Here is a 22,881-nt window from a genome sequence, read left to right as displayed (position 1 = left end):
TATTGAAGACGAAGTGGCTACAGCTCCGGGGCCACGTCAAAACGCGGGCTTTCTCCCCAGTCCGACCCGGCTTGCCGCGCCTTCACCCAGTGCGGGCCAGGCGTCAATGGCTCCCGGGGCGAGCCCGCCCAAGTGCCGTCGGCCACCGCAAGGTCCGGGGCGATCACCTGCCGGGCATCGAACCAGTGCGACACCTCAACGCGCTTGCCGCTCTCACCGGTACCTTCGAAGAACGCCGTACCCGCGAACCACTGCCCCGCTTCCGGCGTCGTGAAGGTTGGAGCCCCGGACAGCAACAGCACCTCATGGGGCGCGCTCCACCCGGAGCTGTACCCGTCGCACTCCTGCTGCACGATCAATGAATGAGGACCGGCTGGACGCTCGACAGCCAGGGGCATCGACCAGGTCCGGTTCGCCTGCACCTGCACCCTGCCCAGCACCGTGTCGGGTGCATCGCTCCAGGCCACTTCGACCCAGTCGCCGGTGAAGCCATGCCCGGAAATCGTCACCGTTGCGCCGAGGTGCTGCTGCAGTGCCGGCGACTCGATGACCGGGATGGCCGGCACGGCGGTGAAGGCATGGTCGGGGCTGAAATCGGAGTCCTTGTCCTTGAAGAACTGCTTGGCACGCAGCGTATAGGTGCCCACCGGCAGGTGCGCGTCATAGAACCAGTAGCCATCGTTGCCTCTGGCCCGGACCGTCGCCAACGGCTCGTCCGCCCCGTCGAGCCACAACTCGACGGTGGCCGTGTCCAGCCCGGACACTTTGCGGGCATAGCCATCAATGACCGAAACCCGGGCAATGGCATCGCCCGGCTGGGGATGGTCGATGGTGGGGGGAAACAGGATCACCTTGAAGCTGACTGGCTCGCTGGCCTCGGACGGAAACTCGCCGTATTGCTGGACCGCGTAAACCTTGTGATCGTCAAACGCAAGGTCCTCGGTAATGGGCACCGACCATGCGTTGCCGGTGACCTCGGCTTCGCCGAGAAGGGTTTCTGATACAAAATCAAACACGCGCATCAAAGCCCCAGGGATACCACCCGTGCCCTGGATGATCGGGTTGTGATCCACCTCTTCATCATTCACCGGTGAGGTGATGACCGGTCGCAACACGACGACCTCGAACGGTTGGGACACCTCATCCGAGATCTGGCCGCCGAAGGACTGCGTGACCCTGGCGGTATAAGTGCCGGGCATGAAGGGCTCCTGCCGGGTGAAGCTCCAAGTGGCACCGTTCACTTGCGCGGCATAGGGGGAGTTCGAGTCCCCATCGAACTGAAGCTGCACCTGCGCACCATTCAGGCAGGTGCCGGAGAAGCGTGGGGTCAGGCCGTCCTGGCGAACCTCCACGGTGGGGACCGGGGCCCGGATGACGAATTGCTTTGAAGTGGGCTCGGAAGAGAGGTTATTGAACAACTGCCGGGCTTCGACGGAGTAAGTCCCCGGATTCCAGGCTTCGGTCGCAGCGCTTGACCACCTGTTGTTGGCAACCTCGACAGTCGGCACGGCAGGCGTCGATTCGCCCACCCGCAGCACCTTGATCTGCGCCGCAGGTTGTCCCGTCCAACTGTGACCGATACCGGAAAACACAGGTTTGCGGTCCCCGCCAACCTGAACCTCCAAGGTCGGCATCGGCACAGGTATCGTGACCGTGAGCCTGTCGCTCCAATCCGAATGAATCCAGGCGGAACCGTCGGGGAGTTTTTGCCGGATATCCACCGAGTAGCTTCCCGGCGGCTGATCGGACCATTCCACCGCCCACTGGCCGCCACTGACGCCAGTGCTGACCTGCGGGTCGTTAACGCCGGTTTTATGAACATCCACCGTGGCGCCGGCGTGGCCGGCGCCGGAAAATTTCGCCGTGCCGGGCCTGGGGTAGGTGACTTGGATATCAAACAATTTCGGCGGTTTTATCTTGAACGCTCTAGGCGAACTACGACCCGAGTCCTTCCCGTTCAATGTTTGCAAGGCAGCCAGCGAGGTAGGCCCCGCCGCCACGGTCACGTCTGCACTCCAACTACCATTGTCCTGCGTGACCAGCGTGTGACCCACACTGGTTTCCGACGGATCGCGATAGACTGTCACCGTTGCACCTTTGAGTGCGTTGTTACCGCTGAGGTTAAAGGTTTGTGCCTGAATGCTATTGGCGGCGGGACCTGTGATCGCCGGGGCACCTAATACGTTATAGGTAACGGGTGCTGAAACGACTCGGGGGAAACCTGTTAACTCGAATATCGCCACCACTGCGACAGGTCCACTGGGTAGTGCAACATTTAAAGGCGACGCCCAACTATCGTTTGCCCCTATAGTCGTTTCTGCTGCCAGTTGAAAACTTTGATTGTCTCTCTTGACCACTTTTACTTTGCTACCGGGGGCACCGAATCCACGGAAGCTATCACCGGTGACCATAACGGTATTGGCGTCGGGTGCAGAGATATAGGCGAGAAAGATATGCTGACCAAGTGAATTTTCGGACGGTTTGCCGCTTACCACCTGATAAGCGTCAATCGTCATGTGTCGTCCATCGGGCGTGAGATTGACAGTCGCATTCCATATTCCGCCAAACGTCACCCTTGCCTCGGACGGGTCGGCGCTGACACTGGTGCGGACAAACACCGCTGCACCATGGGCGTATAAAGCGCCCCCGCCGGTAACGACTACGCTACGGGCGCTAACATTTCTGATTGGATCGATAAATGGCGCAGGGACAATGTGCTCCACCCTTACTTGCCCCGTCATACTGACGTCGCCCACATTTTTTCTGTCGTATATGAAATTGAAGTGTATAACCGCATCCTTAGCATTACCCGCTACAGAACGCGAATGGACAAACGAATGCCACTCGTCATCTTGGGTCGCATTTTTCGTTAGTTCATCCCAACCCGTATCGCCCGCACCGTCCGAAACAAGCTTGAGTTTAATATTCCCCTCGTTTCGGCCGTTGCCGCTTGCCCGAAATCGCTGTGTCTCTACAGTGAATAACCTACCGGTAGGAAACCATGTGTACTCCACTTCGAGGTCTGCCCAATAACCATCCTTTGCAGCCCTTATGGTCTTTGTCCCATGAGACTCACCCGTTTCAATGACGCCCTCCTTCTGTACCGCAGGTTCGAGGCCGTTCTGTTCGGAATCGTCGTCAGTGGTCATGTCTCACTCCCAAGAAAAATGGCGATGGATAGCAATCGCAGAACGGGCTCTGGGGAAGTAGTGAATGACAAACCCGTCGTGGCTGGCACCTGTCAGGTTCGACAGTGACGACGAGTGGTGGGACGTGGTGTCAGACATGGATCGGGATGACTACAACGCCTTGCGCAACGGACTACAGATCCGCCAGAATCCGCCGGCTTGTGTGCTTTGGCCTTGCCCCGTAACTTGATTCGCGTCGCTGATATCCAGCGGTCGGGTTTAGTCGCCCGGGAGGTATAACGAAGTGCATAAGCATCATCCAGTCGGGTTCCCTGTCCCCGTGCTTAATGGTGGCTGTGCGCAGGGCGCCCTCGGGCGCGCCGGTTCTTTCGTTATCCTCCCGGTCGACTAACCTGCGTTCAGCCGCCACCCTCGTTTAGTCGCGAGTCGGTGGTAGCCCATTTAATGGATAACGAAACATGATCAAACCAACACCCAATCCCCCGCACACCGACCCACTGTCCCCCCACGAAACCCTCGACCCCGCCAGGCTCGACCAGGCCGCTCAACGAGCCCTGGACTACTACCTCAAGCCCGACAGCGGCCAACCCGACCCGAAAACCGCCAAGCACCTGGATTACTTCATCGTCGCCCCCGACGCCGATCCCGAAGGCATGCTCGCGCACACTTACGAAACCTTCTGCTCGGTGAGCACGCTGATTCTGGATTTATCGGAAGATCTGGAAGGTGCCCCGCGCAACCTGGCCCTGGCGATTCACCAGATGGGCGAGATGGGGGTGTTGTTGCTGGAGAGGCTGCTGGACGGTGAAGAGAAGATTCAGCGCTGAAGACCGAATGCCCTGTGAGGTGAAGGGTTGATGCAGGACCTGTGGGAGCGAGCCTGCTCGCGAAGAGGGCGGTCCATTCAGCATCGATGTGACTGCCCTACCGCTATCGCGAGCAGGCTCGCTCCCACAAGGGGTCGGGATCAGCCTGACCTTGCCCCTCGCCTGTCTCACTGGCTTGAAGTATGCCCGGCAAAAGTCAGGCGGGCATCAAGCCGAAGCCGGCAACGAGTGGAAACTGAAGTAATGCTGCAGCGCCCCGACCAGCTGACCGTACTCCGGCGGCGCCCCATGGAGGCTGAAGCCAGCGTCGAAATGCTGTGGCGTCACGTCTTCATGGCACCACAGGCAGGTGGCCTTCAACTTGATATCCCTCTGCGGCCCTTCATCGGCGGGGATTTTCAGGTGCAGCTCAAAGTCTGCGCCGACCATCAACGGCAGCGTGCTGATCAGCATCAGACCATGTTCAGAAACGTTTCCCAGATAACCAATAAGCCTGTCGTTGACGCCGTTGAACACTTTCAAGAAGCACGGCAAATCCTGCCGATCAATTCGACGTTTTTTGTACATGTTTTGTATCGCTTTTCCCAGCCCTCAACGAGGACCTACCCAATGCTTCGGAACGAGCCCAAGCGAGCCCGCTCTCCCCGATCCCGGTGCCAGACGCTTGCAAGCGTCTTGAGCCTGTTCCTGCCGGTCACAGGTGTTGCCTCGACATTAGAGATCTTGCTCTAGCCACGAGTTGTACAAATATAGCTCAAGCTTGGACAGAAGCCAGTCCGCAACGATGCCGGCCATCCGCCGGGGAATATCCCTCGGCGGCTGTGCCGCGGTGGTGATCAGAATGCAGTCGGGCGGATCGCCGAGGCACTGCGGGTCGGGTAGTGCCCCAGGCTTTCGAGGGTTTCGAGCCGGGCACGGGCGCGGAAGGCATATTCACTGGTGGGGTATTGCGCGATGATGAACTGGTAGGTCTGCGCCGCGTCAACGAACAGTTTCTGCCGCTCCAGGCACTGGCCCCGCAGCATCGAGACTTCCGGCTGCATATAGCGACGGGCCCGGCTGGCGCGGTCGACCTGGGACAGTTCGAGCATCACCTGGTCGCAATTGCCACGGTCGTAGGCCTTGTAGGCCAGGTTCATGTGATGGTTCATCGACCACCGGGTGCAGCCCGTGATGCTCAGGGCCAGGGCAATAAAAAGCACGAATCGCATGGGAAGGTTCTCCTGTCTTGAGCGCTGTATCGGCCTGCCCTTAGAAATCTTCAACTCTATATGACGCCGGGCTCGCTCTTGTGGCGAGGGGATTTATCCCCGCTGGGCTGCGAAGCAGACCCAACACCGGCGACTCAATCCGCCTGAGACACCGAGTAACAGGGCTTTGGGGCCGCTTCGCAGCCCAGCGGGGATAAATCCCCTCGCCACAGATGAATTCTCATGGCCACAAGAGTGATCCAGGCCAAAGAGGCGTGAAAATCTTCGGGAATGTTCACTTCGAAAAAGAAACGAATAAGTAGTGCATATGAACAATGACTACACCCAAAGACCATAGTAGCCTTCGCTGGCGCTTGAACTTGAGGAGTCTTGCATGTCCGTCCGTCGCACCAAAATCGTCGCTACCCTTGGCCCGGCCAGTAATTCGCCGGAAGTTCTCGAACAGCTGATTCTGGCTGGCCTGGACGTTGCCCGCCTGAACTTTTCCCACGGTACTCCCGATGAGCACAAGGCTCGTGCGAAGCTGGTGCGCGACCTCGCCGCCAAGCACGGCCGCTTCGTTGCCCTGTTGGGTGACCTGCAAGGCCCCAAGATCCGGATCGCCAAATTCGCCAACAAGCGCATCGAGTTGAAGATCGGTGACACCTTCACCTTCTCCACCAGCCATCCGCTGACCGAAGGCAACCAGCAGGTGGTCGGCATCGACTACCCGGACCTGGTCAAGGACTGCGGCGTGGGCGACGAGCTGCTGCTCGATGATGGTCGCGTGGTGATGCGCGTCGACACCGCCACCGCCACCGAACTGGTCTGCACCGTGACCATTGGCGGTCCGCTGTCGGACCATAAAGGCATCAACCGTCGCGGCGGCGGCCTGACGGCACCGGCCCTGACTGAAAAAGACAAGGCCGACATCAAGCTGGCCGCGGAAATGGAAGTCGACTACCTGGCAGTGTCCTTCCCCCGTGACGCCGCCGACATGGAATACGCCCGTCAACTGCGCGACGAAGCCGGCGGCACCGCCTGGCTGGTGGCGAAGATCGAACGCGCCGAAGCCGTGGCCGACGACGAAACCCTTGACGGCCTGATCAAGGCCTCCGACGCCGTGATGGTGGCCCGTGGCGACCTCGGTGTGGAAATCGGCGACGCTGAGCTGGTGGGCATCCAGAAGAAGATCATCCTGCATGCACGCCGCCACAATAAAGCGGTGATCGTCGCGACCCAGATGATGGAGTCGATGATCCAGAACCCGATGCCGACCCGCGCCGAAGTGTCCGACGTAGCCAACGCCGTGCTCGACTACACGGACGCCGTAATGCTCTCGGCCGAAAGCGCCGCCGGCCAATACCCGCTCGAAGCAGTGCAGGCCATGGCCCGCATCTGCATGGGCGCGGAAAAGCACCCGACCGGCAAGACCTCCAGCCATCGCATCGGCAAGACTTTCGAACGCTGCGATGAGAGCATCGCCCTGGCGACGATGTACACCGCCAACCACTTCCCGGGCGTAAAGGCGATCATCGCCCTGACCGAAAGTGGCTACACGCCGCTGATCATGTCGCGCATCCGTTCTTCGGTGCCGATCTACGCGTTCTCCCCGCACCGCGAAACCCAGGCCCGTGCCGCCATGTTCCGTGGCGTCTACACCGTGCCGTTCGACCCGGCCGCCCTGCAACCGGGCGAAGTCAGCCAGGCGGCGGTGGACGAGTTGGTCAAGCGCGGCGTGGTGCAGACCGGTGACTGGGTCATCCTGACCAAGGGCGATAGCTACCACACCATCGGCGGCACCAACGGGATGAAAATCCTGCACGTCGGCGACCCAATGGTCTGAGTGCCCCCGCTGAAAGACAAAAGCCCTGCCATGTGAATGGCGGGGCTTTTTTGCTTTGCCTGGACGGACGCCATCGCGAGCAGGCTCGCTCCCACAGTGGATCAGCGATGTACGCAGCATTGGCATACCCCCCAAACCTGTGGGAGCCAGGCTTGCCCGCGAAGGCGGCGGTACATTCAACCTCTCAGTGACAGATCCACCGCTTTCGCGAGCGAGCCCGCTCCCACAGTGGATCAGCGGTGTACGCAGCATTGGCATACACCACCAGACCCTGTGGGAGCGAGCCTGCTCGCGATGGCGGTGGCTCAGCCCCCGCCGCCCTCACGGGTAAGGAAGACATCCGCCAGCAACTGATTGCGCGGCAAGCCGGCCAGGTAGAGGCGTTTGGCGAAGGCTTCGACCCGCTCGGGGTGGCCGCAGGCCAGGGCCTGGGTGTGTCGGGAGGGCAGCCGCAGTTGCGCCAGCGCTGCAGGCGCCTCGACCGAGGTCAGCAGTTGGACGCTGAGTTGTGGGTACTTGGCGGCCAGCGCCGCCAGGGGTTTGCCCAGGTAATGCCCGCTGGCGTCATGGGCGACATGCACAAGATGAATCGGCCCTCGATGTTGCTGGCGCAGGGCTTCGCGCAGAATGCCGAACAACGGCCCCAGCCCGGTACCGGCGGCCAGCAGCCACAACGGTCTGTCGTGCCAGGCGGGATCATAATGCAGCGCACCGCCGCGCAATTCACCCAGGCGGATGGGGTCCCCCACGTTCAGGGATCGAGCCCGGTCGATAAATTGCCCGGGCTGGCGGCAATCGAGGTGAAACTCCAGGAAGCGGTCTTCCTCCGGCAGGCTCGCCAGGGAATAGGGTCGGGCGACGTCGCCGAGCCACAGCACCAGGTGTTGCCCGGCCTGGTAACGCAGCCTCCGTTCAGGGGCGACGCGCAAACGCAGCACGTCGGGCCCCAACCAGTCCGCCGCCACGACCTGGGCCGCCTGACCGTCGCGTTGCGGATCGAACGTGTGGACCTGCACATCCTCGACCACCTGGCATTGGCAGGCCAGCCGCCAGCCCTGGTCGCGCTGTGTCGGGCTCAAGGCATCGGGCCGAGCATCGCGCACATCGCCACCGATGCATTGCACCAGGCAGGCATGGCAACTGCCGGCGCGGCAACTGTAGGGCACCGGCACCCCGGACTGATTCAGCGCGTCCAACAGGTTACTGCCGGGCGCGACGGTCCATTGCCGGCCGGCGACCGTCAGTTCAGGCATCAACATTCTCCCAGGCGGCGGCACACCGATTACGGCCGTCTCGCTTGGCACGGTACAAGGCCTGGTCGGCACGTTGCAATGCGTTGTCCAGGTCGTCGTCCATTTCCAGCAGTGTCATGCCCGCCGACAGGCTCAGAGGTCCCACCCGCAGACCAGTCAACTCGACGGCAGCAAACGCCAGGCGCAGCCGTTCGCAACAAGCGGTCAGGCGCGCGGGGTCGCAGGCGGGCAGGAGCATGACGAACTCTTCGCCGCCATAGCGCGCCAGCACGTCGCCTTCGCGCAGGCAGGCCGTGGCAACGCTGGCGAAGGCCTGGAGCACCTGGTCGCCGGCAGCATGGCCGTGCAGGTCGTTGATACGCTTGAAATGGTCAAGATCGATCAAGGCCAAGCCATGGGCCATATCCGGCTTGAGGGTATTGAGTTCACGGGATGCCAGGCGCAGGAAATGCCGGCGATTGAACAGGCCGGTCAGTTCATCGGTGGCCACCAGATCTTCGAGCTGGCGCATCATGCCGCGCAGGGTGTCCTGGTGAGCCTGCAAGGCAAATCGCCGCTGGCGCATGCGCTGGCGCGACGTCTGGACATAGCGGGCGTACAGCACCAGCCACACCAGCACGATAAACAGCACGCACACCTGCAAGCCGGCCAACGTCGGATCGGAAAGCCGGAAGAACCAGGCGTCCCAGAGGGTAAGGCCGGTGAAGCTGAAGAACACCAGCATCGCGCAACGCACAAAAGCCCGACGGGACAGGTGAAACAGTCCGAACAGCAGGATCAGTACGTAGAAGACCAGGAACAGGCCCCGAGCCTGGTCCAGGTGCCCCATCATCCAAGTCTGCCAACCCAGGCCGATCAGTACTTGCACTTCGGTGAGGCTGGGGTCGGCGAACCGCAGGTTGCGACCACTGAGGAACACTGCGAACAGCGCACCTTGGCACAGCACCACCAAGGCGCTGCCGATGATGACGCCGCGTAACGAGTCGAGGTAATGCCCACTGAAAAATGCCAGCCACAGCAACACCAGCGCCAGCGCGTAAGTCGCGGCCGCCAGGGCGAAGCGTTTGAGCAGGAGACGTTGAATGGCGTTATGGGTCAATCGTTGACTCACCATGGGAAAAGAAACTGACAGGAGGCGTCCTACGCTACAGGCCAGCCGCCACTTTAGTGGCGTGTAGGACAAATGACCATTCAATTCTGGAGCAGAAAAATGGCGTCAAAGCAATGGCCCATTTTGACGCAGTGTTCCTTGCTCGACGCACACCCACCTGTGCTGAGGGATTTACCTGTGGCGAGGGGATTTATCCCCGCTGGGCTGCGAAGCAGACCTAAAAGCTGCCGCTGCGGTGTGTCAGGTTAATGTGTACCTATCATTTAGGGCCGCTTCGCGCCCCAGCGGGGATAAATCCCTTCGCCACAGATGAATCCCCTCGCCACAGATAAAATCCCCTCAGCACAGATAAATCCTACTGCCACAGGGGCGGCTTGCTCCCACAGGATGCCCGCCTGCGATATACTGCCGCGCCTTTTTAGCGTCGCGCCAGCATGCCCGGCGTGTCTTAAGAGGTGCCGCCCGTCGACCGATGCACCCAAACGAGCGGTACCTTATTGAATGTTCCCGTCTTAGAGAGGAGCGCGACTCATGACCGTGATCAAGCAAGACGACCTGATTCAGAGCGTTGCCGACGCCCTGCAGTTCATTTCCTACTACCACCCCGTGGACTTCATCCAGGCGATGCACGAAGCCTACCTGCGCGAAGAATCGCCAGCGGCCCGTGACTCCATGGCGCAGATCCTGATCAACTCGCGCATGTGCGCCACCGGCCATCGGCCGATCTGCCAGGACACCGGCATCGTGACCGTGTTCGTACGGGTGGGCATGGACGTGCGCTGGGACGGCGCGACCATGAGCCTGGACGACATGATCAACGAGGGCGTGCGTCGCGCCTACAACCTGCCGGAAAACGTCCTGCGCGCCTCCATCCTCGCCGACCCGGCGGGTGCGCGCAAAAACACCAAGGACAACACCCCGGCGGTCATCCACTACTCCATCGTCCCGGGCAACACCGTGGAAGTGGACGTGGCGGCCAAGGGCGGCGGCTCCGAGAACAAGTCGAAAATGGCCATGCTCAACCCGTCCGACTCCATCGTCGACTGGGTACTCAAGACCGTTCCGACCATGGGTGCCGGCTGGTGCCCACCGGGCATGCTCGGCATCGGCATCGGCGGCACCGCCGAGAAGGCCGCGGTCATGGCCAAGGAAGTGTTGATGGAATCCATCGACATCCACGAGCTGAAGGCCCGCGGTCCGCAGAACCGTATCGAAGAGATGCGCCTGGAGCTGTTCGAGAAGGTCAACCAACTGGGCATCGGTGCCCAGGGCCTGGGTGGCCTGACCACCGTGCTCGACGTGAAGATCATGGATTACCCGACCCACGCCGCCTCCCTGCCGGTGTGCATGATCCCCAACTGCGCCGCCACCCGTCACGCCCACTTCGTGCTGGACGGCACAGGCCCGGCAGAGCTGGAAGCGCCACCGCTGGATGCCTACCCGGAAATCGTCTGGGAAGCAGGCCCGTCGGCTCGTCGCGTAAACCTCGACACCCTGACCCCGGAAGAAGTGCAGAGCTGGAAGCCGGGCGAAACCGTGCTGCTCAACGGCAAAATGCTCACCGGTCGCGACGCGGCGCACAAGCGCATGGTCGAGATGCTGAACAAGGGTGAAACCCTGCCGGTGGACCTCAAGGGTCGCTTCATCTATTACGTGGGCCCGGTCGACCCGGTAGGCGACGAAGTGGTTGGCCCGGCCGGTCCGACCACCGCCACGCGGATGGACAAGTTCACCCGTCAGATCCTCGAACAGACTGGCCTGCTGGGCATGATCGGCAAATCCGAGCGTGGCCCGACCGCGATCGAAGCGATCAAGGACAACAAAGCCGTCTACCTGATGGCCGTTGGCGGCGCCGCGTACCTGGTGGCTCAAGCGATCCGCAAATCCAAGGTCCTGGCATTCGCCGAACTGGGCATGGAAGCGATCTACGAGTTCGAGGTCAAGGACATGCCGGTGACCGTTGCGGTCGACAGCCAGGGCGAGTCGGTGCACATCACCGGCCCGGCCATCTGGCAGAAAAAAATCAGTGACAGCCTGGCGGTAGAAGTGCAGTAACCCGCACCTTCGCACCGAAGAAAGGCCGGTGGGCGACAAGCTCACCGGCCTTTTTTGTTGCGTGCAGGAATGCCTACCACTTATCGGCCTGCTCGCGCACCTGTCGGATCTGACAGGTTACCCATCGTTCATCTCTTGGCATCCTCATGTTCAGCCGGGTATCCCCTGACATGGCCTAACAAGAAGACTCCCTCGATGGCAGAACAAACGCCCCTGCAAATTGTGACCCCCACCATCGCCAACAGCGCATCCATTGCCACGATGGGCAGCCGGATCGGCCCAGTCGGCACGCGAGGGGCGGCCTCTTTCGAATTGCCCCTGCCTCTTTCCAGCGCTCGCCACCTGACACCGGCGCTGGCACTGCACTACAACAGCCAGAGTGGCAACGGCACCTTCGGCATCGGCATGCAGTTGTCCCTCGCCAGCATCGCCCGCCGCACCAGCGAAGGCGTCCCGCACTACGGCGATGACGACGTGATGATCGATGCCGACGGGGTTGAGCGCTGGCCCGAGTTCAACGAAGGCATGCCAGTCATTCGCACATTGGCCGGGCCCGGTAGCCGGGCCTGTTCGGTGGTGCGCTATTACCCCAGGATCGAAAGTGCATTCGACGTGTATGAACTCTGGAGTCCCGACGATGGCCAGGCGCCGTTCTGGAGAGTCCAGGGCAGCAACGGCCATTTGTATTGCTACGGCAACAGCGAAGCGTCGCGCATCGCCGCCCCCATTGCCGACACCGATCCCCAGAGCCCGGTCCGCATCGCCGAATGGTTGTTGCTCGAAGAACTCGGCCCGTCGGGCGAGCACATCTTTTATGAATACGAAGCCGATCCCGGCCCGTTCGACGGTCCCCATGACTATCGCGCCCAGCGCTACCTGCGACGTGTGTGTTATGGCAACGCCACGGCCAGCGATAGTTTCTATTGCTTCGAAGAGACCGACCCAGCCAGCAGGCACTGGCATTTCCATCTGCTGTTCGACTATGGCCAGCGCGCCCTCGATCTTGCGCGCAAACCGGCTTGGTACGTCCCCAAAGGGGTACCATGGCAATTGCGCAGCGACCCGATCCATGCCTACCGGTACGGTTTCGAAGTCGGCACGCGCCACCTCTGCCAGCAGGTGCTGATGTTCCACCACTTCCCCGCCGAAGCGGGCAGCGAACCTGCGCTGGTCGCGCGGATGGTGCTGGAATACAGCGCCACCGCACTGGGCTACAACCTGCTGACCACCGCCCATTATCAAGACTGGGACGCCGAGGGCCGCGTCGATTACCGTCCCCCCGTCGAACTGCACTACAACGATTTCGAGCTCAACCTGGCACCCGAACCGTTCTTTGAGCTGCAGACGATGCCTGCCCTTGAAGATGGCAAGCGCTACCACTGCGTCGACCTGTACGGCGAGGGCGTTCCGGGGTTTCTGTGCCGCTATACCCATGGCTGGTATTACCGTGAACCGGAACGCGGCGAGAACGACGACACCATCGCCTATGGTCCGTGGTCGCGCCTTTCGAGCATGCCGGTGGCCACCGACAACCCGACGGTGTTGCAGGTGCTGACCGACCTGACGGGCAGGGGTCGCCTCAACTGGCTCATCGTCCAGCCCGGCATGAGCGGGTTCTACACCCTCAACCCGGACCGCAGTTGGTCCACCTTCACGGACTTCAAGCGCTTCCCGACAGAGTTACTGCACCCGTCCGCACAACTGGGCGACCTCAACGGTGACGGTTTGCGCTCCCTGGCCATGATCGGCCCCAAGAGCGTGCGGTTGTACGCCAACCGCCGCGAGGAAGGGTTTGCCCCCGGCGTGAATGTGCCCCATGAACCGGACAGCACCCTGCCCTTGTTCAGTGACCTGCGCAATGAACTGGTGATGTTCGGCAACTTGCTGGGCAGCGACAGTACCGAGCTGTGCCGCATCCGCTGCAACGAGATCAAATGCTGGCCGAACCTGGGCCGTGGGCGTTTCGGCGAAGGCTTTGTCATGAGTGCCCTGCCCTTCAGCTACAGCCAGTTCGAAGCCGATCGGGTCCGCATCGCCGACCTGGACGGGTCCGGGGCACCGGCACTGATCTACCTCAAGAGCGAGTGCTTCGAGATCTACCTCAACCGCGGCGGCAATGGTCTTGAACAAACGCCTGTGCAGGTGCCATGGCCCGAAGGCGTGCGGTACGACAATCTGTGCCAGGTCACCCTGGCCGACCTGCAAGGCCTGGGATGTGCCAGCCTGATCCTGAGCAAACCGCACATGCCGCCCGATATGAAGCCCGGACACTGGCGCTATGACTTTGTCGCGACCCGCCCTTATCTGCTCAACGCCATGAACAACAACATGGGTTGCAGCAGCACCCTGACCTATCGCAGCAGTGCGCAGTATTGGCTGGATGAAAAACAGCAACGCACGGCCAGCCGTGAACCACTGACCTGTTACCTGCCCCTGGCCCTGCCGCTGGTGGCGCGTCAACAACAACGGGACGAGATCACCGGTAATTGCCTGACCCAACGCTTCACTTACTTCGAAGGCGACTATGACAGCCACCATCGCGAGTTCCGAGGCTTCGGCCGGCTGTACCAGGTCGACAGCGAAGTGTCCGAAGGCGAGACGCCAACCGGTTTCACCGCGCCGGCACTGGTCAAGACCTGGTTCCACACCGGCCGCGCCGTCGACCAACCCCTCAAGGACTGCTTCGCTGGCGACACCGATGCAGTGCCGTTGGGCCCGACACTGCTGACCCGCTTTCATGAAAGCGACGAGGCCAACGAAATCATCAGTCCCGACCCGGACACCGCGCGGGAGATGGCCTACGCCCTGGGCGGTCGTGTGCTGCGCACCGAAACCCATCCCGCCGAACCGGCCGGCACGGCCGGGCCTTATACCGTGACTCAACAGCGCTATCTGTTGCGCCATCCTCATGTCCACCACAAGAGCCTGCTGGTGCTGGACCTGGAGGCGATCACCTATCAATACGACGGATTCATCGACGACCCGCAGATCCAGCATGGGCTCAACCTGAAGTGGAACCAGTTCGGCCAGCTTATCCACGGCTTCCTCGTCCACTACGCCCGGCGCCTCACCGCCCTCGACCCGCCGCCCTTCGAAGACGAGGTCGAGAATGGCTGGTGGCGTGACGCCCATGACGACCAGCAACAGGTGTTCCACATCGTCGAGAAACGCGCCGAGCACCTGCACCTGATCGATGACGACGGACTGCGCCAGCGGTTGAGCCTGCCGTGGCGCTCCAGGGCCAACGGGTTGCAACGTCCGAAAGGTGAACTGCCGCTGGGGCTCAACCCTCGGCAAGTCAGCTATGAAACCTTCATCGACCATCAGGACTCCCCGCAGTGGGATGCCGCCCGGCAATTGATCGCGCTTCAGGAACAGAACTACCTGCTGGACGAGCACGATGACATTGCCTTCCAGGCCCTGCATGGCCCGCTGGAGATGGCCGAATTCGACAAGCATGCGCTGCAAGCCTACGACGAGTTGCCGCCGCCCTTCGACATCCGTGAGCAATTGGAAAGCATCGGCTTCGAGCCCATGAAGCTGTTCCTACCAGACGACCCGGATGAGGACGACCGCGAAAACCTCTGGTCCAGGAAAGTCGGGTTTGCGACCTATGCGCCCCTCGAGGGCTTTTTCCAGTTGACGACCCTGCAGGAGACCCAAAGCCACGGAGTGACTACCGTCGAGCACGATGCCTACCGCTTGATGACCACCGCCGTGACCCTGCCGGACGGCTGCACGACCCGGGTCGAGTACGATTACCACGCGTTGCTGCCGCGCAAGATCATCGATGCCAATGACAATATCCAGCAGGCACTCTATGGCCCGGGGGGCGCTCCGCTGGGCGTGACCTTTCATGGCACCGAGAACGGCGCTCCGGCAGGCTTCGACGATATCGCCACCTACCAACCGCCCGAAGACCTGACACCCGGCCATGCGATCGACCACCCGGAAGCCACCTTGGGCCGGATCGCCAGTGCCGTGCGCACCGACGCGCTCAGTTGGATGGGATCGCTCGATCTCACCCTGGTACTCCCCGCACAGCGCGACGCGTGGATCAGCGAGCGCTACCTGCTGCCCGACGGCCACATCCGCGCCTCGGCGCGCACGCGCTTGGCACAACTGAGCGAACGCAGCGCCGCCCAGGAGCTCTTGCGGGTGCTGATACACGCCGCGCCCCGGGAGCCGGTCCACAGCGTCGTGCTGAACGCCGATCGTTACCCGGACGATCCGTTGCAACAGATCCGCATCACTATCAATGCCGTCGACGGATTCGGCCGTGCCCTGCAAAGCAAACAGCGGGTGGAACCCGGGCAAGCCTATGCGGTGGCCGAAGACGGTTCGCTGGTGTTGCAGGACGGGCAGCCGCTCCAGCACCTGGCCGAACAGCGCTGGCGCGTGAGCGAACGGGTCGAGTACGACAACAAAGGGCTGGTCACCCGGGTCTACCGGCCCTATTTCGCGGATGCCTGGCGCTACATCAACGACGCTTCGCTGCGCGTGCACGGTTATCACGACCAGCAGTTCTACGATCCGCCAGGACGCCTGGTCAAAGTCATCAACGCCAAGGGGCACGAAGCCTGGCATGTCTATCATCCCTGGTACCAGTGCGACTTCGATTACAACGATACGGATCCTGGGGACTGAAACAGGGTCATCGGCCGACTAAGACAGACACAAACAGCGCTCCGATAGCCCGGGACGAGGCGCATTACGACATGCGGGCGGCATGCTATGGTGCCAGTCCCGTCGCCCCTTGAAGCGCTCACATGCTCGCAATGCCCCGCCCCTTGCGCCTGTCCCTTGCCATTGTGCTGATCCTCGCCGGCGCCGTTGGCGCCGCTGCCCTGGCCATACGCCACGCCGAACGCCAGGCGCTGGAGGAAGACGCCAGCCGTGCGAACCAGCAACTGGCGCTGTACGCCAACTCCTTGCATACCCTGATCGACCGCTACCGCGCCCTGCCCGCCGTGCTGGCGCTGGACCCGGAGTTGCGCTCGGCCCTGATGGGACCGGTCAGTGCGGCACAACAGGACGCGTTGAATCGCAAGCTGGAGAAAATCAACGACACCGCGCAGTCCTCGACCCTGGAGTTGCTCGACCGCACCGGCCTGGCCGTGGCGGCCAGCAACTGGCGCCTGCCCAGCAGTTACGTCGGCCACAACTATGGCTTCCGCCCCTATTTCCTCCAGACCCGTACCCAGGGCACCGGACGCTTCTACGCGGTGGGCGTGACCAGCGGCATTCCGGGTTACTTCCTGTCCAGCGCAGTAACCGGCGACAGCGGCGAGTTCCTCGGAGCGATGGTGGTGAAGCTCGAATTTCCGGAGCTTGAACGTGAATGGCGCCAGGGCAGCGACACCCTGTTGGTCAGCGACGCCCGGGGCATCGTGTTCATCGCCAACCGGCCGGGCTGGCGTTATCGCCATCTGCAGCCTCTGACCGACAGCGACCGTGCCGAGCTCAAGGCCACCCGCCAATACGACAAGCAACCCCTGCAACCGTTGAACTACGAAGGGTTGCGGCGTTTTGACGACAACAGTCTGCTGACCCGGGTCGATGCTCCCGACGGCACGGCGGACTACCTGTGGGAATCCCTGCCGCTGACGGCCGAGGGTTGGACGCTGCATTTGCTGCGTCGCCCGCAGATCGCTTTCGAAGACCGTCGCAACGCCGGGCTCGCTGCCGCCGGATCGTGGTTGGCGTTGGTCTTTCTGCTGCTGTTTCTCAACCAACGCTGGCGCCTGGCGAAGCTGCGTCAACGCAGCCGCGCCGAGCTCGAACGCCTGGTGGAAGAGCGGACCCAGGAGTTGCGTACCGCCCAGGAAGGGCTGGTGCAGTCGGCCAAACTGGCAGCGCTGGGGCAGATGTCAGCGGCCCTGGCCCATGAAATCAACCAACCGCTGACGGCCCAGCGCATGCAATTGGCGACCCTGCGCCTGCTGCTGGATCACGGCCGGGTCGACGATGCCTACAAGGCACTCAAACCGGTGGATGACATGCTGACCCGCATGGCCGCCCTCACCGGTCACCTGAAAACGTTTGCCCGCAAGAGCCCCAGCGGCCTGCGCGAACGTCTGGACCTGGCGGCAGTGGTGGATCAGGCCCTGCAACTGCTCGATACCCGCCTGCGGGACGAACAGGTCAGCACCGTGTTGCATCTGACCCGTCCGGCGTGGGTGCGTGGCGATGCGATCCGCCTCGAACAGGTGCTGATCAATCTGTTGCGCAACGCCCTCGACGCCATGGCCGACCAACCCTTGAAACGCCTGGAAGTGCGCCTGGAAGCCGATGAGCAACTGTGGCGCCTGACGGTCAGTGACAGCGGCACCGGGATTGCCGAGGAACACCTGGGCCAGGTCTTCGATCCGTTCTTTACCACCAAGGCGGTGGGTGATGGCCTGGGCCTGGGACTGGCGGTATCGTTTGCCATCATCCATGAGTCCGGCGGGCGGCTGACGGCGGACAACCATGAAGGCGGCGCCGTATTCTGCGTGACGTTACCCATCGATCAGGAGGCCCGGTTACATGCTTGACTCTGTCATGGTCGTCGATGACGAAGGCAGTATCCGCAGCGCTGTCGAACAATGGCTGAGCCTGTCGGGTTTCCAGGTGCAGTTGTTCAGCCGCGCCGAGGAGTGCCTCGCAACGCTGCCGGCGCATTTTCCGGGGGTGATCCTCAGCGACGTGCGCATGCCTGGGCTCAGCGGCCTGGATCTGCTGGCCGAAGTGCGCCGGCGCGACGCGGATCTGCCGGTGATCCTGCTGACCGGCCACGGCGACGTGCCGATGGCCGTGGAGGCCATGCGCGATGGGGCCTACGACTTCCTGGAGAAACCCTTCAGCCCCGAAGCCTTGCTGGGCAGCTTGCGCCGTGCCCTGGACAAGCGCTCCCTGGTGCTGGAAAACCGCCGCCTGCATGAGCAGGCTGACGCCAGGGCCCGACTCGACGGAACCTTATTGGGGGTTTCCCGGGCGCTGCAAAACCTGCGACGCCAGGTGCTGGACCTGGCGACCCTGCCGGTCAATGTGTTGATCCGTGGCGAGACCGGCAGCGGCAAGGAGCTGGTTGCCCGCTGCTTGCACGACTTCGGCCCCCGGGCGGACAAACCGTTCGTGGCATTGAATTGCGCGGCCATCCCCGAATCGCTGTTCGAGGCGGAACTGTTCGGCCATGAAAGCGGGGCCTTCACCGGCGCCCAGGGCAAGCGCATCGGCAAGCTTGAGTACGCCCACGGCGGTACGCTGTTTCTCGATGAAATCGAGAGCATGCCCCTGGCCCAGCAGGTCAAGCTGCTGCGGGTCTTGCAGGAACAGAAACTCGAACGCCTGGGCTCCAACCAGAGCATCACCGTGGACCTGCGCATCATCGCCGCCACCAAACCCGACCTGCTCGACGAAGCCCGGGCCGGGCGCTTTCGCGAAGACCTGGCGTATCGCCTGAACATCGCCGAACTGCGCCTGCCGCCGTTGCGTGAACGGCGCGAGGACATCCCCTTGCTGTTCGAGCACTTCACCCACAACGCCGCCGAACGCCTGGGCCGCCCGGCCGCCCCGTTGAGCGGCCCGCAGTTGAGTCATCTGCTGAGCCACGACTGGCCGGGCAACGTGCGCGAACTGGCGAACGTCGCCGAGCGCCAGTTGCTGGGGCTGGATCATTCCCATGCGCTGGAGACGGACCCCGGCCAATCCCTCGCCGCCCAGCAGGAAGCCTTCGAAGCCCAATGCCTGCGTGCCGCCCTGATGCGGCACAAAGGCGATGTGAAAGCCGTGCTCGAAGAACTGCAACTGCCACGCCGCACCTTCAACGAAAAGATGCAGCGGCATGGGTTGAGTCGGGAGATGTTTTTGCAGGGCGGCTGAGTGCTGTGCTGGCAGTACAGGCCCCATCGCGAGCAGGCTCGCTCCCACAGGGGATTGGGGCCGACCGCAGCCTGAGCGCCCACTGAAGACCCAGTGTGGGAGCGAGCCTGCTCGCGATGGCGGCTTCGCATTCACCATCACTCAAACTGACCCACCGCTTTCGCGAGCAAGCCCGCTCCCACAAGAGATTGGGGCCGACCGCAGCCGTCTGAGCGTCCACTGAAGACCCAGTGTGGGAGCCGGGCTTGCCCGCGAAGAGGCCTGTCCAGGCACTGCCGAATCAGCGGATTCTCGCTCACCCTGCGTCCAGGATAGGCGGATTTCCGCTCACCCCATGAGCCAAACCCCTCTGGATCGGCCTTCCGCCATATGGCACAGCTCCTGCTATAGCCCTGTCAGGCTGCGTTCCTACGCGCTCCACAAAAACAATTAAACGAAGGATCCTTCAATGGATAACTCCAACACCCTGCCCCTCGGGTCGGCGGCCGTGCCCGCTCGTGAAAGAACCACCGCCAGCCGGATCAAATCGATCTTCAGCGGTTCGGTCGGCAACATGGTCGAGTGGTATGACTGGTACGTCTACGCCGCTTTCTCGTTGTACTTCGCCAAAGTCTTCTTCCCCAAGGGCGACACCACCGCCCAGTTGCTCAACACCGCCGCGATTTTCGCCGTGGGCTTCCTGATGCGTCCGATCGGCGGATGGTTGATGGGCCTCTATGCCGACCGCGCCGGTCGCAAGCGGGCGCTGATGGCCTCGGTCTACTTGATGTGCTTCGGCTCGCTGATCATCGCCCTGAGCCCCAGTTATGAAACCATCGGCGTCGGCGCCCCGATTCTGCTGGTCTTCGCCCGCTTGCTCCAGGGCCTGTCGGTGGGCGGCGAGTACGGCACGTCGGCGACCTACCTGAGCGAAATGGCGACCAAGGAACGTCGCGGCTTCTTCTCCAGCTTCCAGTACGTGACCCTGATCTCCGGCCAGCTCATCGCCCTCGGCGTGCTGATCGTGTTGCAGCAGTTCCTCACCAGCGACCAGCTGTACGCCTGGGGCTGGCGCATTCCGTTCGCCATCGGCGCCTTGTGTGCGATCGTGGCGCTGTACCTGCGTCGCGGCATGGAAGAAACCGAGTCGTTCACCAAGAAGGAGAAGGCCAAGGAAAGCGCCATGCGCACCTTGCTGCGTCACCCGAAGGAACTGATGACCGTGGTTGGCCTGACCATGGGCGGCACCCTGGCGTTCTATACCTACACCACCTACATGCAGAAATACCTGGTGAACACCGTCGGCATGAGCATTTCCGACTCCACCACGATTTCCGCCGCCACGCTGTTCCTGTTCATGTGCCTGCAACCGGTGATCGGTGGGCTGTCGGACAAGATCGGACGTCGGCCGATCCTGATTGCCTTCGGCATCCTGGGAACGCTGTGCACCGTGCCGATCCTCACCACCCTGCACACCATCCAGACCTGGTGGGGCGCGTTTTTCCTGATCATGGCTGCGCTGATCATCGTCAGCGGCTACACCTCGATCAACGCCGTGGTGAAAGCCGAGTTGTTTCCCACCGAAATCCGCGCCTTGGGTGTCGGCCTGCCGTATGCGCTGACCGTGTCGATCTTCGGCGGCACGGCTGAATACATCGCACTGTGGTTCAAGAGCATTGGCATGGAGACGGGCTACTACTGGTACGTGACGGCGTGCATCGCGGTCTCGTTGCTGGTGTACATCACCATGAAAGACACCCGCAAACACTCGCGGATCGTGACGGACTGATGGGGGTTCGGCCGTCACTGCTTGGGTGACTGTCATGGCCCTTTCGCGAGCAAGCCCGCTCCCACAGGATCTGCGCTGCACCTGTGGGAGCGAGCCTGCTCGCGATAGGGACAACTCGGTATCAACCCAACTCGGCAGCGCCCTGCTTGCCATAACGATTCTGCGCATACGCCGCCCCGGCGATCATTACCACCAGAATCCCCGCCAGCACCGCCGACGAACCGATGGTGCCGAAGTCCAGGCCGCCCTTTTCATGGGACTTGGTCATCAGGTCACCCAGGGTCGCTCCCAGGGGACGCGTCAGCACGAATGCAATCCAGAACAACACCACTGTCGAGATCCTGGTGAAGTACTTGAGCAGCACGACCAGGGCAATGGTCGATCCGATCAGCAACGCACCGCCACCAAACCCCAGGCCCGAATCATCCGCCAGGTAGTCGCCAAGGGCGGTGCCCAGGGTGTTGGAAAACAGGATCGCCATCCAATAGAACATCTCGCCACGGAAAGTCTGCACCTTGGTGACGTTGAGCGAATCGCCGCTCAGGCGCCAGGCCGCGAAGATCGCCAGCAGAATCGCAATCAGGATCATCGACCCGGTGGCGTAACCCAGTTCGAGGGTGCGATCCATGAAGTCGGACATGGTGGTGCCCGCGGTGCTGGTGGACAGAATCACGATCCAGTACAGCAGCGGCTTGTAGGTCTTGGCCATCAACTGCGTCACCAGCGTCAGGACGAACACGCTGATCAGGATCAGCGAGCTGAGGGCATAGCCGACATTGAGGGTCATCGACAGCAGGTCCCCTGCGGTTTCGCCCAGGGTCGTCGCGCAGATTTTCATGACCCAGAAGGCCAGGGTGATTTGAGGCAGTTTATTCATCGCAGGGAAAGCTCCAGTGTGAGGCGACCGGCCTTGATTACAGGCCCGGGGAAGACTGGCGTTGCGGCGGTGAAAAACAGGTCGGGAATACCTGAAAAATCTGTCACATCCCGTCCGACACGGAATTAATCGCCGATTAATGTTGGCCGGGCATCCTCATCTCACTTGAATCGATACGTTCACGCCCTGCTGCCAAGGTTTGTAAAGCCGTGGAATGCACAGGCCTTAATATCGATTTAATCGATTATTTTTAGCATTATTTTGCGCTTTTTAATCAAATTTGCATGCGTAGAATTAAACCCATGCAAGACACCTCCTCTCAACGATTTTGGAGCTACGACGATGAAAACCAAACTGATCCTTGCCTTGACCCTGTCCGTACTGGCTGCCAACACCTTCGCCGCCGACGGTTTCGACCGTACCGGTTCAGCTATTGCCGCTGATGGTTACGATCGCACCGGCGCTGCCACCGTTGCTGCAGATGGCTTCGACCGTACCAACGGCGCCACTGTCGCTGAAGATGGCTTCGACCGTACCAACGGCGCCACCGTTGCTGCAGATGGCTTCGACCGTACCAACGGCGCCACTGTCGCTGAAGATGGCTTCGACCGTACCAACGGCGCCACTGTCGCTGAAGATGGCTTCGACCGTACCAACGGCGCCACCGTTGCTGAAGATGGCTTCGACCGTACCAATGGCGCCACTGTCGCTGAAGATGGCTTCGACCGTACCAACGGCGCCACTGTCGCTGAAGATGGCTTCGACCGTACCAACGGCGCCACTGTTGCTGAAGATGGCTTCGATCGTACCGGTGGTGCCTTCATCGGCTGATCCCCAAAGGCATCCTCACAGCCCGGCTTCGGCCGGGCTTAGTCATTAAAGCCCCCTGGCAATCGCCATCTCTGTGCAAAAGACCTCCTTCTAAGCCCTGCGGTACTGACA

14 protein-coding genes are annotated in these 22,881 nt (G+C 61.9%); 8 read left to right on the top strand and 6 right to left on the bottom strand.

The window, feature by feature from the left end:
- Nucleotides 1-17: 17 nt before the first annotated feature.
- Nucleotides 18-3,149, bottom strand: a complete 3,132-nt coding sequence (locus FGE05_RS12135; RefSeq protein WP_139645176.1) for a hypothetical protein — start codon at nt 3,147-3,149, stop codon at nt 18-20.
- A gap of 458 nt (nt 3,150-3,607) precedes the next feature.
- On the opposite strand from FGE05_RS12135, the gene FGE05_RS12130 reads away from it, so the two are divergent.
- On the top strand, nt 3,608-3,976 hold the full coding sequence (locus FGE05_RS12130) for a DUF6124 family protein (protein WP_139645174.1): 369 nt from the start codon (nt 3,608-3,610) through the stop codon (nt 3,974-3,976).
- 207 nt (nt 3,977-4,183) lie between these two features.
- Here FGE05_RS12130 and FGE05_RS12125 read toward each other — a convergent pair whose 3' ends face one another.
- On the bottom strand, nt 4,184-4,543 hold the full coding sequence (locus tag FGE05_RS12125; protein ID WP_139645172.1) for a PilZ domain-containing protein: 360 nt from the start codon (nt 4,541-4,543) through the stop codon (nt 4,184-4,186).
- A 269-nt stretch (nt 4,544-4,812) separates the two neighbouring features.
- Nucleotides 4,813-5,187 carry a tol-pal system YbgF family protein gene (locus tag FGE05_RS12120; protein WP_024781023.1) on the bottom strand — a complete coding sequence of 125 codons (375 nt, stop codon included), beginning with the start codon at nt 5,185-5,187 and terminating at the stop codon, nt 4,813-4,815.
- A gap of 373 nt (nt 5,188-5,560) precedes the next feature.
- On the opposite strand from FGE05_RS12120, the gene pyk reads away from it, so the two are divergent.
- Nucleotides 5,561-7,012, top strand: coding sequence for a pyruvate kinase (gene pyk / locus FGE05_RS12115; RefSeq protein WP_041020478.1), 1,452 nt, complete (start codon nt 5,561-5,563; stop codon nt 7,010-7,012).
- Between the two features lie 305 nt (nt 7,013-7,317).
- On the opposite strand, the gene FGE05_RS12110 is transcribed toward pyk, so the two are convergent.
- Both FGE05_RS12110 and FGE05_RS12105 read right to left on the bottom strand, forming a co-directional pair.
- A complete protein-coding gene (locus FGE05_RS12110; protein ID WP_139645170.1) occupies nt 7,318-8,265 on the bottom strand; it encodes an iron-sulfur-binding ferredoxin reductase in 948 nt (315 codons plus the stop codon).
- Complete coding sequence (locus FGE05_RS12105; protein ID WP_139645168.1) at nt 8,258-9,364, bottom strand: diguanylate cyclase; 1,107 nt, start codon at nt 9,362-9,364, stop codon at nt 8,258-8,260. Before FGE05_RS12105 ends, FGE05_RS12110 begins: the two co-directional genes overlap by 8 nt.
- 543 nt (nt 9,365-9,907) lie before the next feature.
- On the opposite strand from FGE05_RS12105, the gene FGE05_RS12100 reads away from it, so the two are divergent.
- From FGE05_RS12100 to FGE05_RS12080, 5 genes are all read left to right on the top strand, one after another.
- Entirely contained in the window at nt 9,908-11,431 is a 1,524-nt protein-coding gene (locus tag FGE05_RS12100; protein ID WP_041020308.1) for a fumarate hydratase, read from the top strand.
- 195 nt (nt 11,432-11,626) lie between these two features.
- Nucleotides 11,627-16,078 (top strand): SpvB/TcaC N-terminal domain-containing protein, encoded by a 4,452-nt coding sequence (locus tag FGE05_RS12095; RefSeq protein ID WP_139645166.1) that lies wholly within the window; start codon nt 11,627-11,629, stop codon nt 16,076-16,078.
- A gap of 122 nt (nt 16,079-16,200) precedes the next feature.
- Entirely contained in the window at nt 16,201-17,967 is a 1,767-nt protein-coding gene (locus FGE05_RS12090; protein WP_139645164.1) for an ATP-binding protein, read from the top strand.
- On the top strand, nt 17,960-19,294 hold the full coding sequence (locus tag FGE05_RS12085) for a sigma-54 dependent transcriptional regulator (protein ID WP_139645162.1): 1,335 nt from the start codon (nt 17,960-17,962) through the stop codon (nt 19,292-19,294). The genes FGE05_RS12090 and FGE05_RS12085 overlap by 8 nt, the downstream gene beginning before the upstream one ends.
- A gap of 448 nt (nt 19,295-19,742) precedes the next feature.
- Complete coding sequence (locus tag FGE05_RS12080; protein ID WP_139645160.1) at nt 19,743-21,062, top strand: MFS transporter; 1,320 nt, start codon at nt 19,743-19,745, stop codon at nt 21,060-21,062.
- A gap of 121 nt (nt 21,063-21,183) precedes the next feature.
- On the opposite strand, the gene FGE05_RS12075 is transcribed toward FGE05_RS12080, so the two are convergent.
- The gene (locus FGE05_RS12075; protein WP_139645159.1) at nt 21,184-21,939 is read right to left on the bottom strand and encodes a hypothetical protein; all 756 of its coding nucleotides are present in this window, start codon (nt 21,937-21,939) and stop codon (nt 21,184-21,186) included.
- A 342-nt stretch (nt 21,940-22,281) separates the two neighbouring features.
- On the opposite strand from FGE05_RS12075, the gene FGE05_RS12070 reads away from it, so the two are divergent.
- Nucleotides 22,282-22,770, top strand: a complete 489-nt coding sequence (locus FGE05_RS12070; RefSeq protein WP_139645158.1) for a heme utilization protein — start codon at nt 22,282-22,284, stop codon at nt 22,768-22,770.
- Nucleotides 22,771-22,881 lie beyond the last annotated feature (111 nt).

Origin of the sequence: Pseudomonas sp. ICMP22404 (genome assembly GCF_006227205.1) — a bacterium.
Classification (GTDB): domain Bacteria; phylum Pseudomonadota; class Gammaproteobacteria; order Pseudomonadales; family Pseudomonadaceae; genus Aquipseudomonas.
Note: the sequence above shows the minus strand (reverse complement) of the source record. Positions and strands in the feature narration are given on the sequence as shown.

What these genes read in the sequence shown, in the direction of transcription:
- FGE05_RS12135 (WP_139645176.1), bottom strand. Translation starts at nt 3,149, where the DNA reads ATGACCACTGACGACGATTCCGAACAGAACGGCCTCGAACCTGCGGTA.
- FGE05_RS12130 (WP_139645174.1), top strand. Translation starts at nt 3,608, where the DNA reads ATGATCAAACCAACACCCAATCCCCCGCACACCGACCCACTGTCCCCC.
- FGE05_RS12125 (WP_139645172.1), bottom strand. Translation starts at nt 4,543, where the DNA reads ATGTACAAAAAACGTCGAATTGATCGGCAGGATTTGCCGTGCTTCTTG.
- FGE05_RS12120 (WP_024781023.1), bottom strand. Translation starts at nt 5,187, where the DNA reads ATGCGATTCGTGCTTTTTATTGCCCTGGCCCTGAGCATCACGGGCTGC.
- pyk (WP_041020478.1), top strand. Translation starts at nt 5,561, where the DNA reads ATGTCCGTCCGTCGCACCAAAATCGTCGCTACCCTTGGCCCGGCCAGT.
- FGE05_RS12110 (WP_139645170.1), bottom strand. Translation starts at nt 8,265, where the DNA reads ATGCCTGAACTGACGGTCGCCGGCCGGCAATGGACCGTCGCGCCCGGC.
- FGE05_RS12100 (WP_041020308.1), top strand. Translation starts at nt 9,908, where the DNA reads ATGACCGTGATCAAGCAAGACGACCTGATTCAGAGCGTTGCCGACGCC.
- FGE05_RS12095 (WP_139645166.1), top strand. Translation starts at nt 11,627, where the DNA reads ATGGCAGAACAAACGCCCCTGCAAATTGTGACCCCCACCATCGCCAAC.
- FGE05_RS12090 (WP_139645164.1), top strand. Translation starts at nt 16,201, where the DNA reads ATGCTCGCAATGCCCCGCCCCTTGCGCCTGTCCCTTGCCATTGTGCTG.
- FGE05_RS12085 (WP_139645162.1), top strand. Translation starts at nt 17,960, where the DNA reads ATGCTTGACTCTGTCATGGTCGTCGATGACGAAGGCAGTATCCGCAGC.
- FGE05_RS12080 (WP_139645160.1), top strand. Translation starts at nt 19,743, where the DNA reads ATGGATAACTCCAACACCCTGCCCCTCGGGTCGGCGGCCGTGCCCGCT.
- FGE05_RS12075 (WP_139645159.1), bottom strand. Translation starts at nt 21,939, where the DNA reads ATGAATAAACTGCCTCAAATCACCCTGGCCTTCTGGGTCATGAAAATC.
- FGE05_RS12070 (WP_139645158.1), top strand. Translation starts at nt 22,282, where the DNA reads ATGAAAACCAAACTGATCCTTGCCTTGACCCTGTCCGTACTGGCTGCC.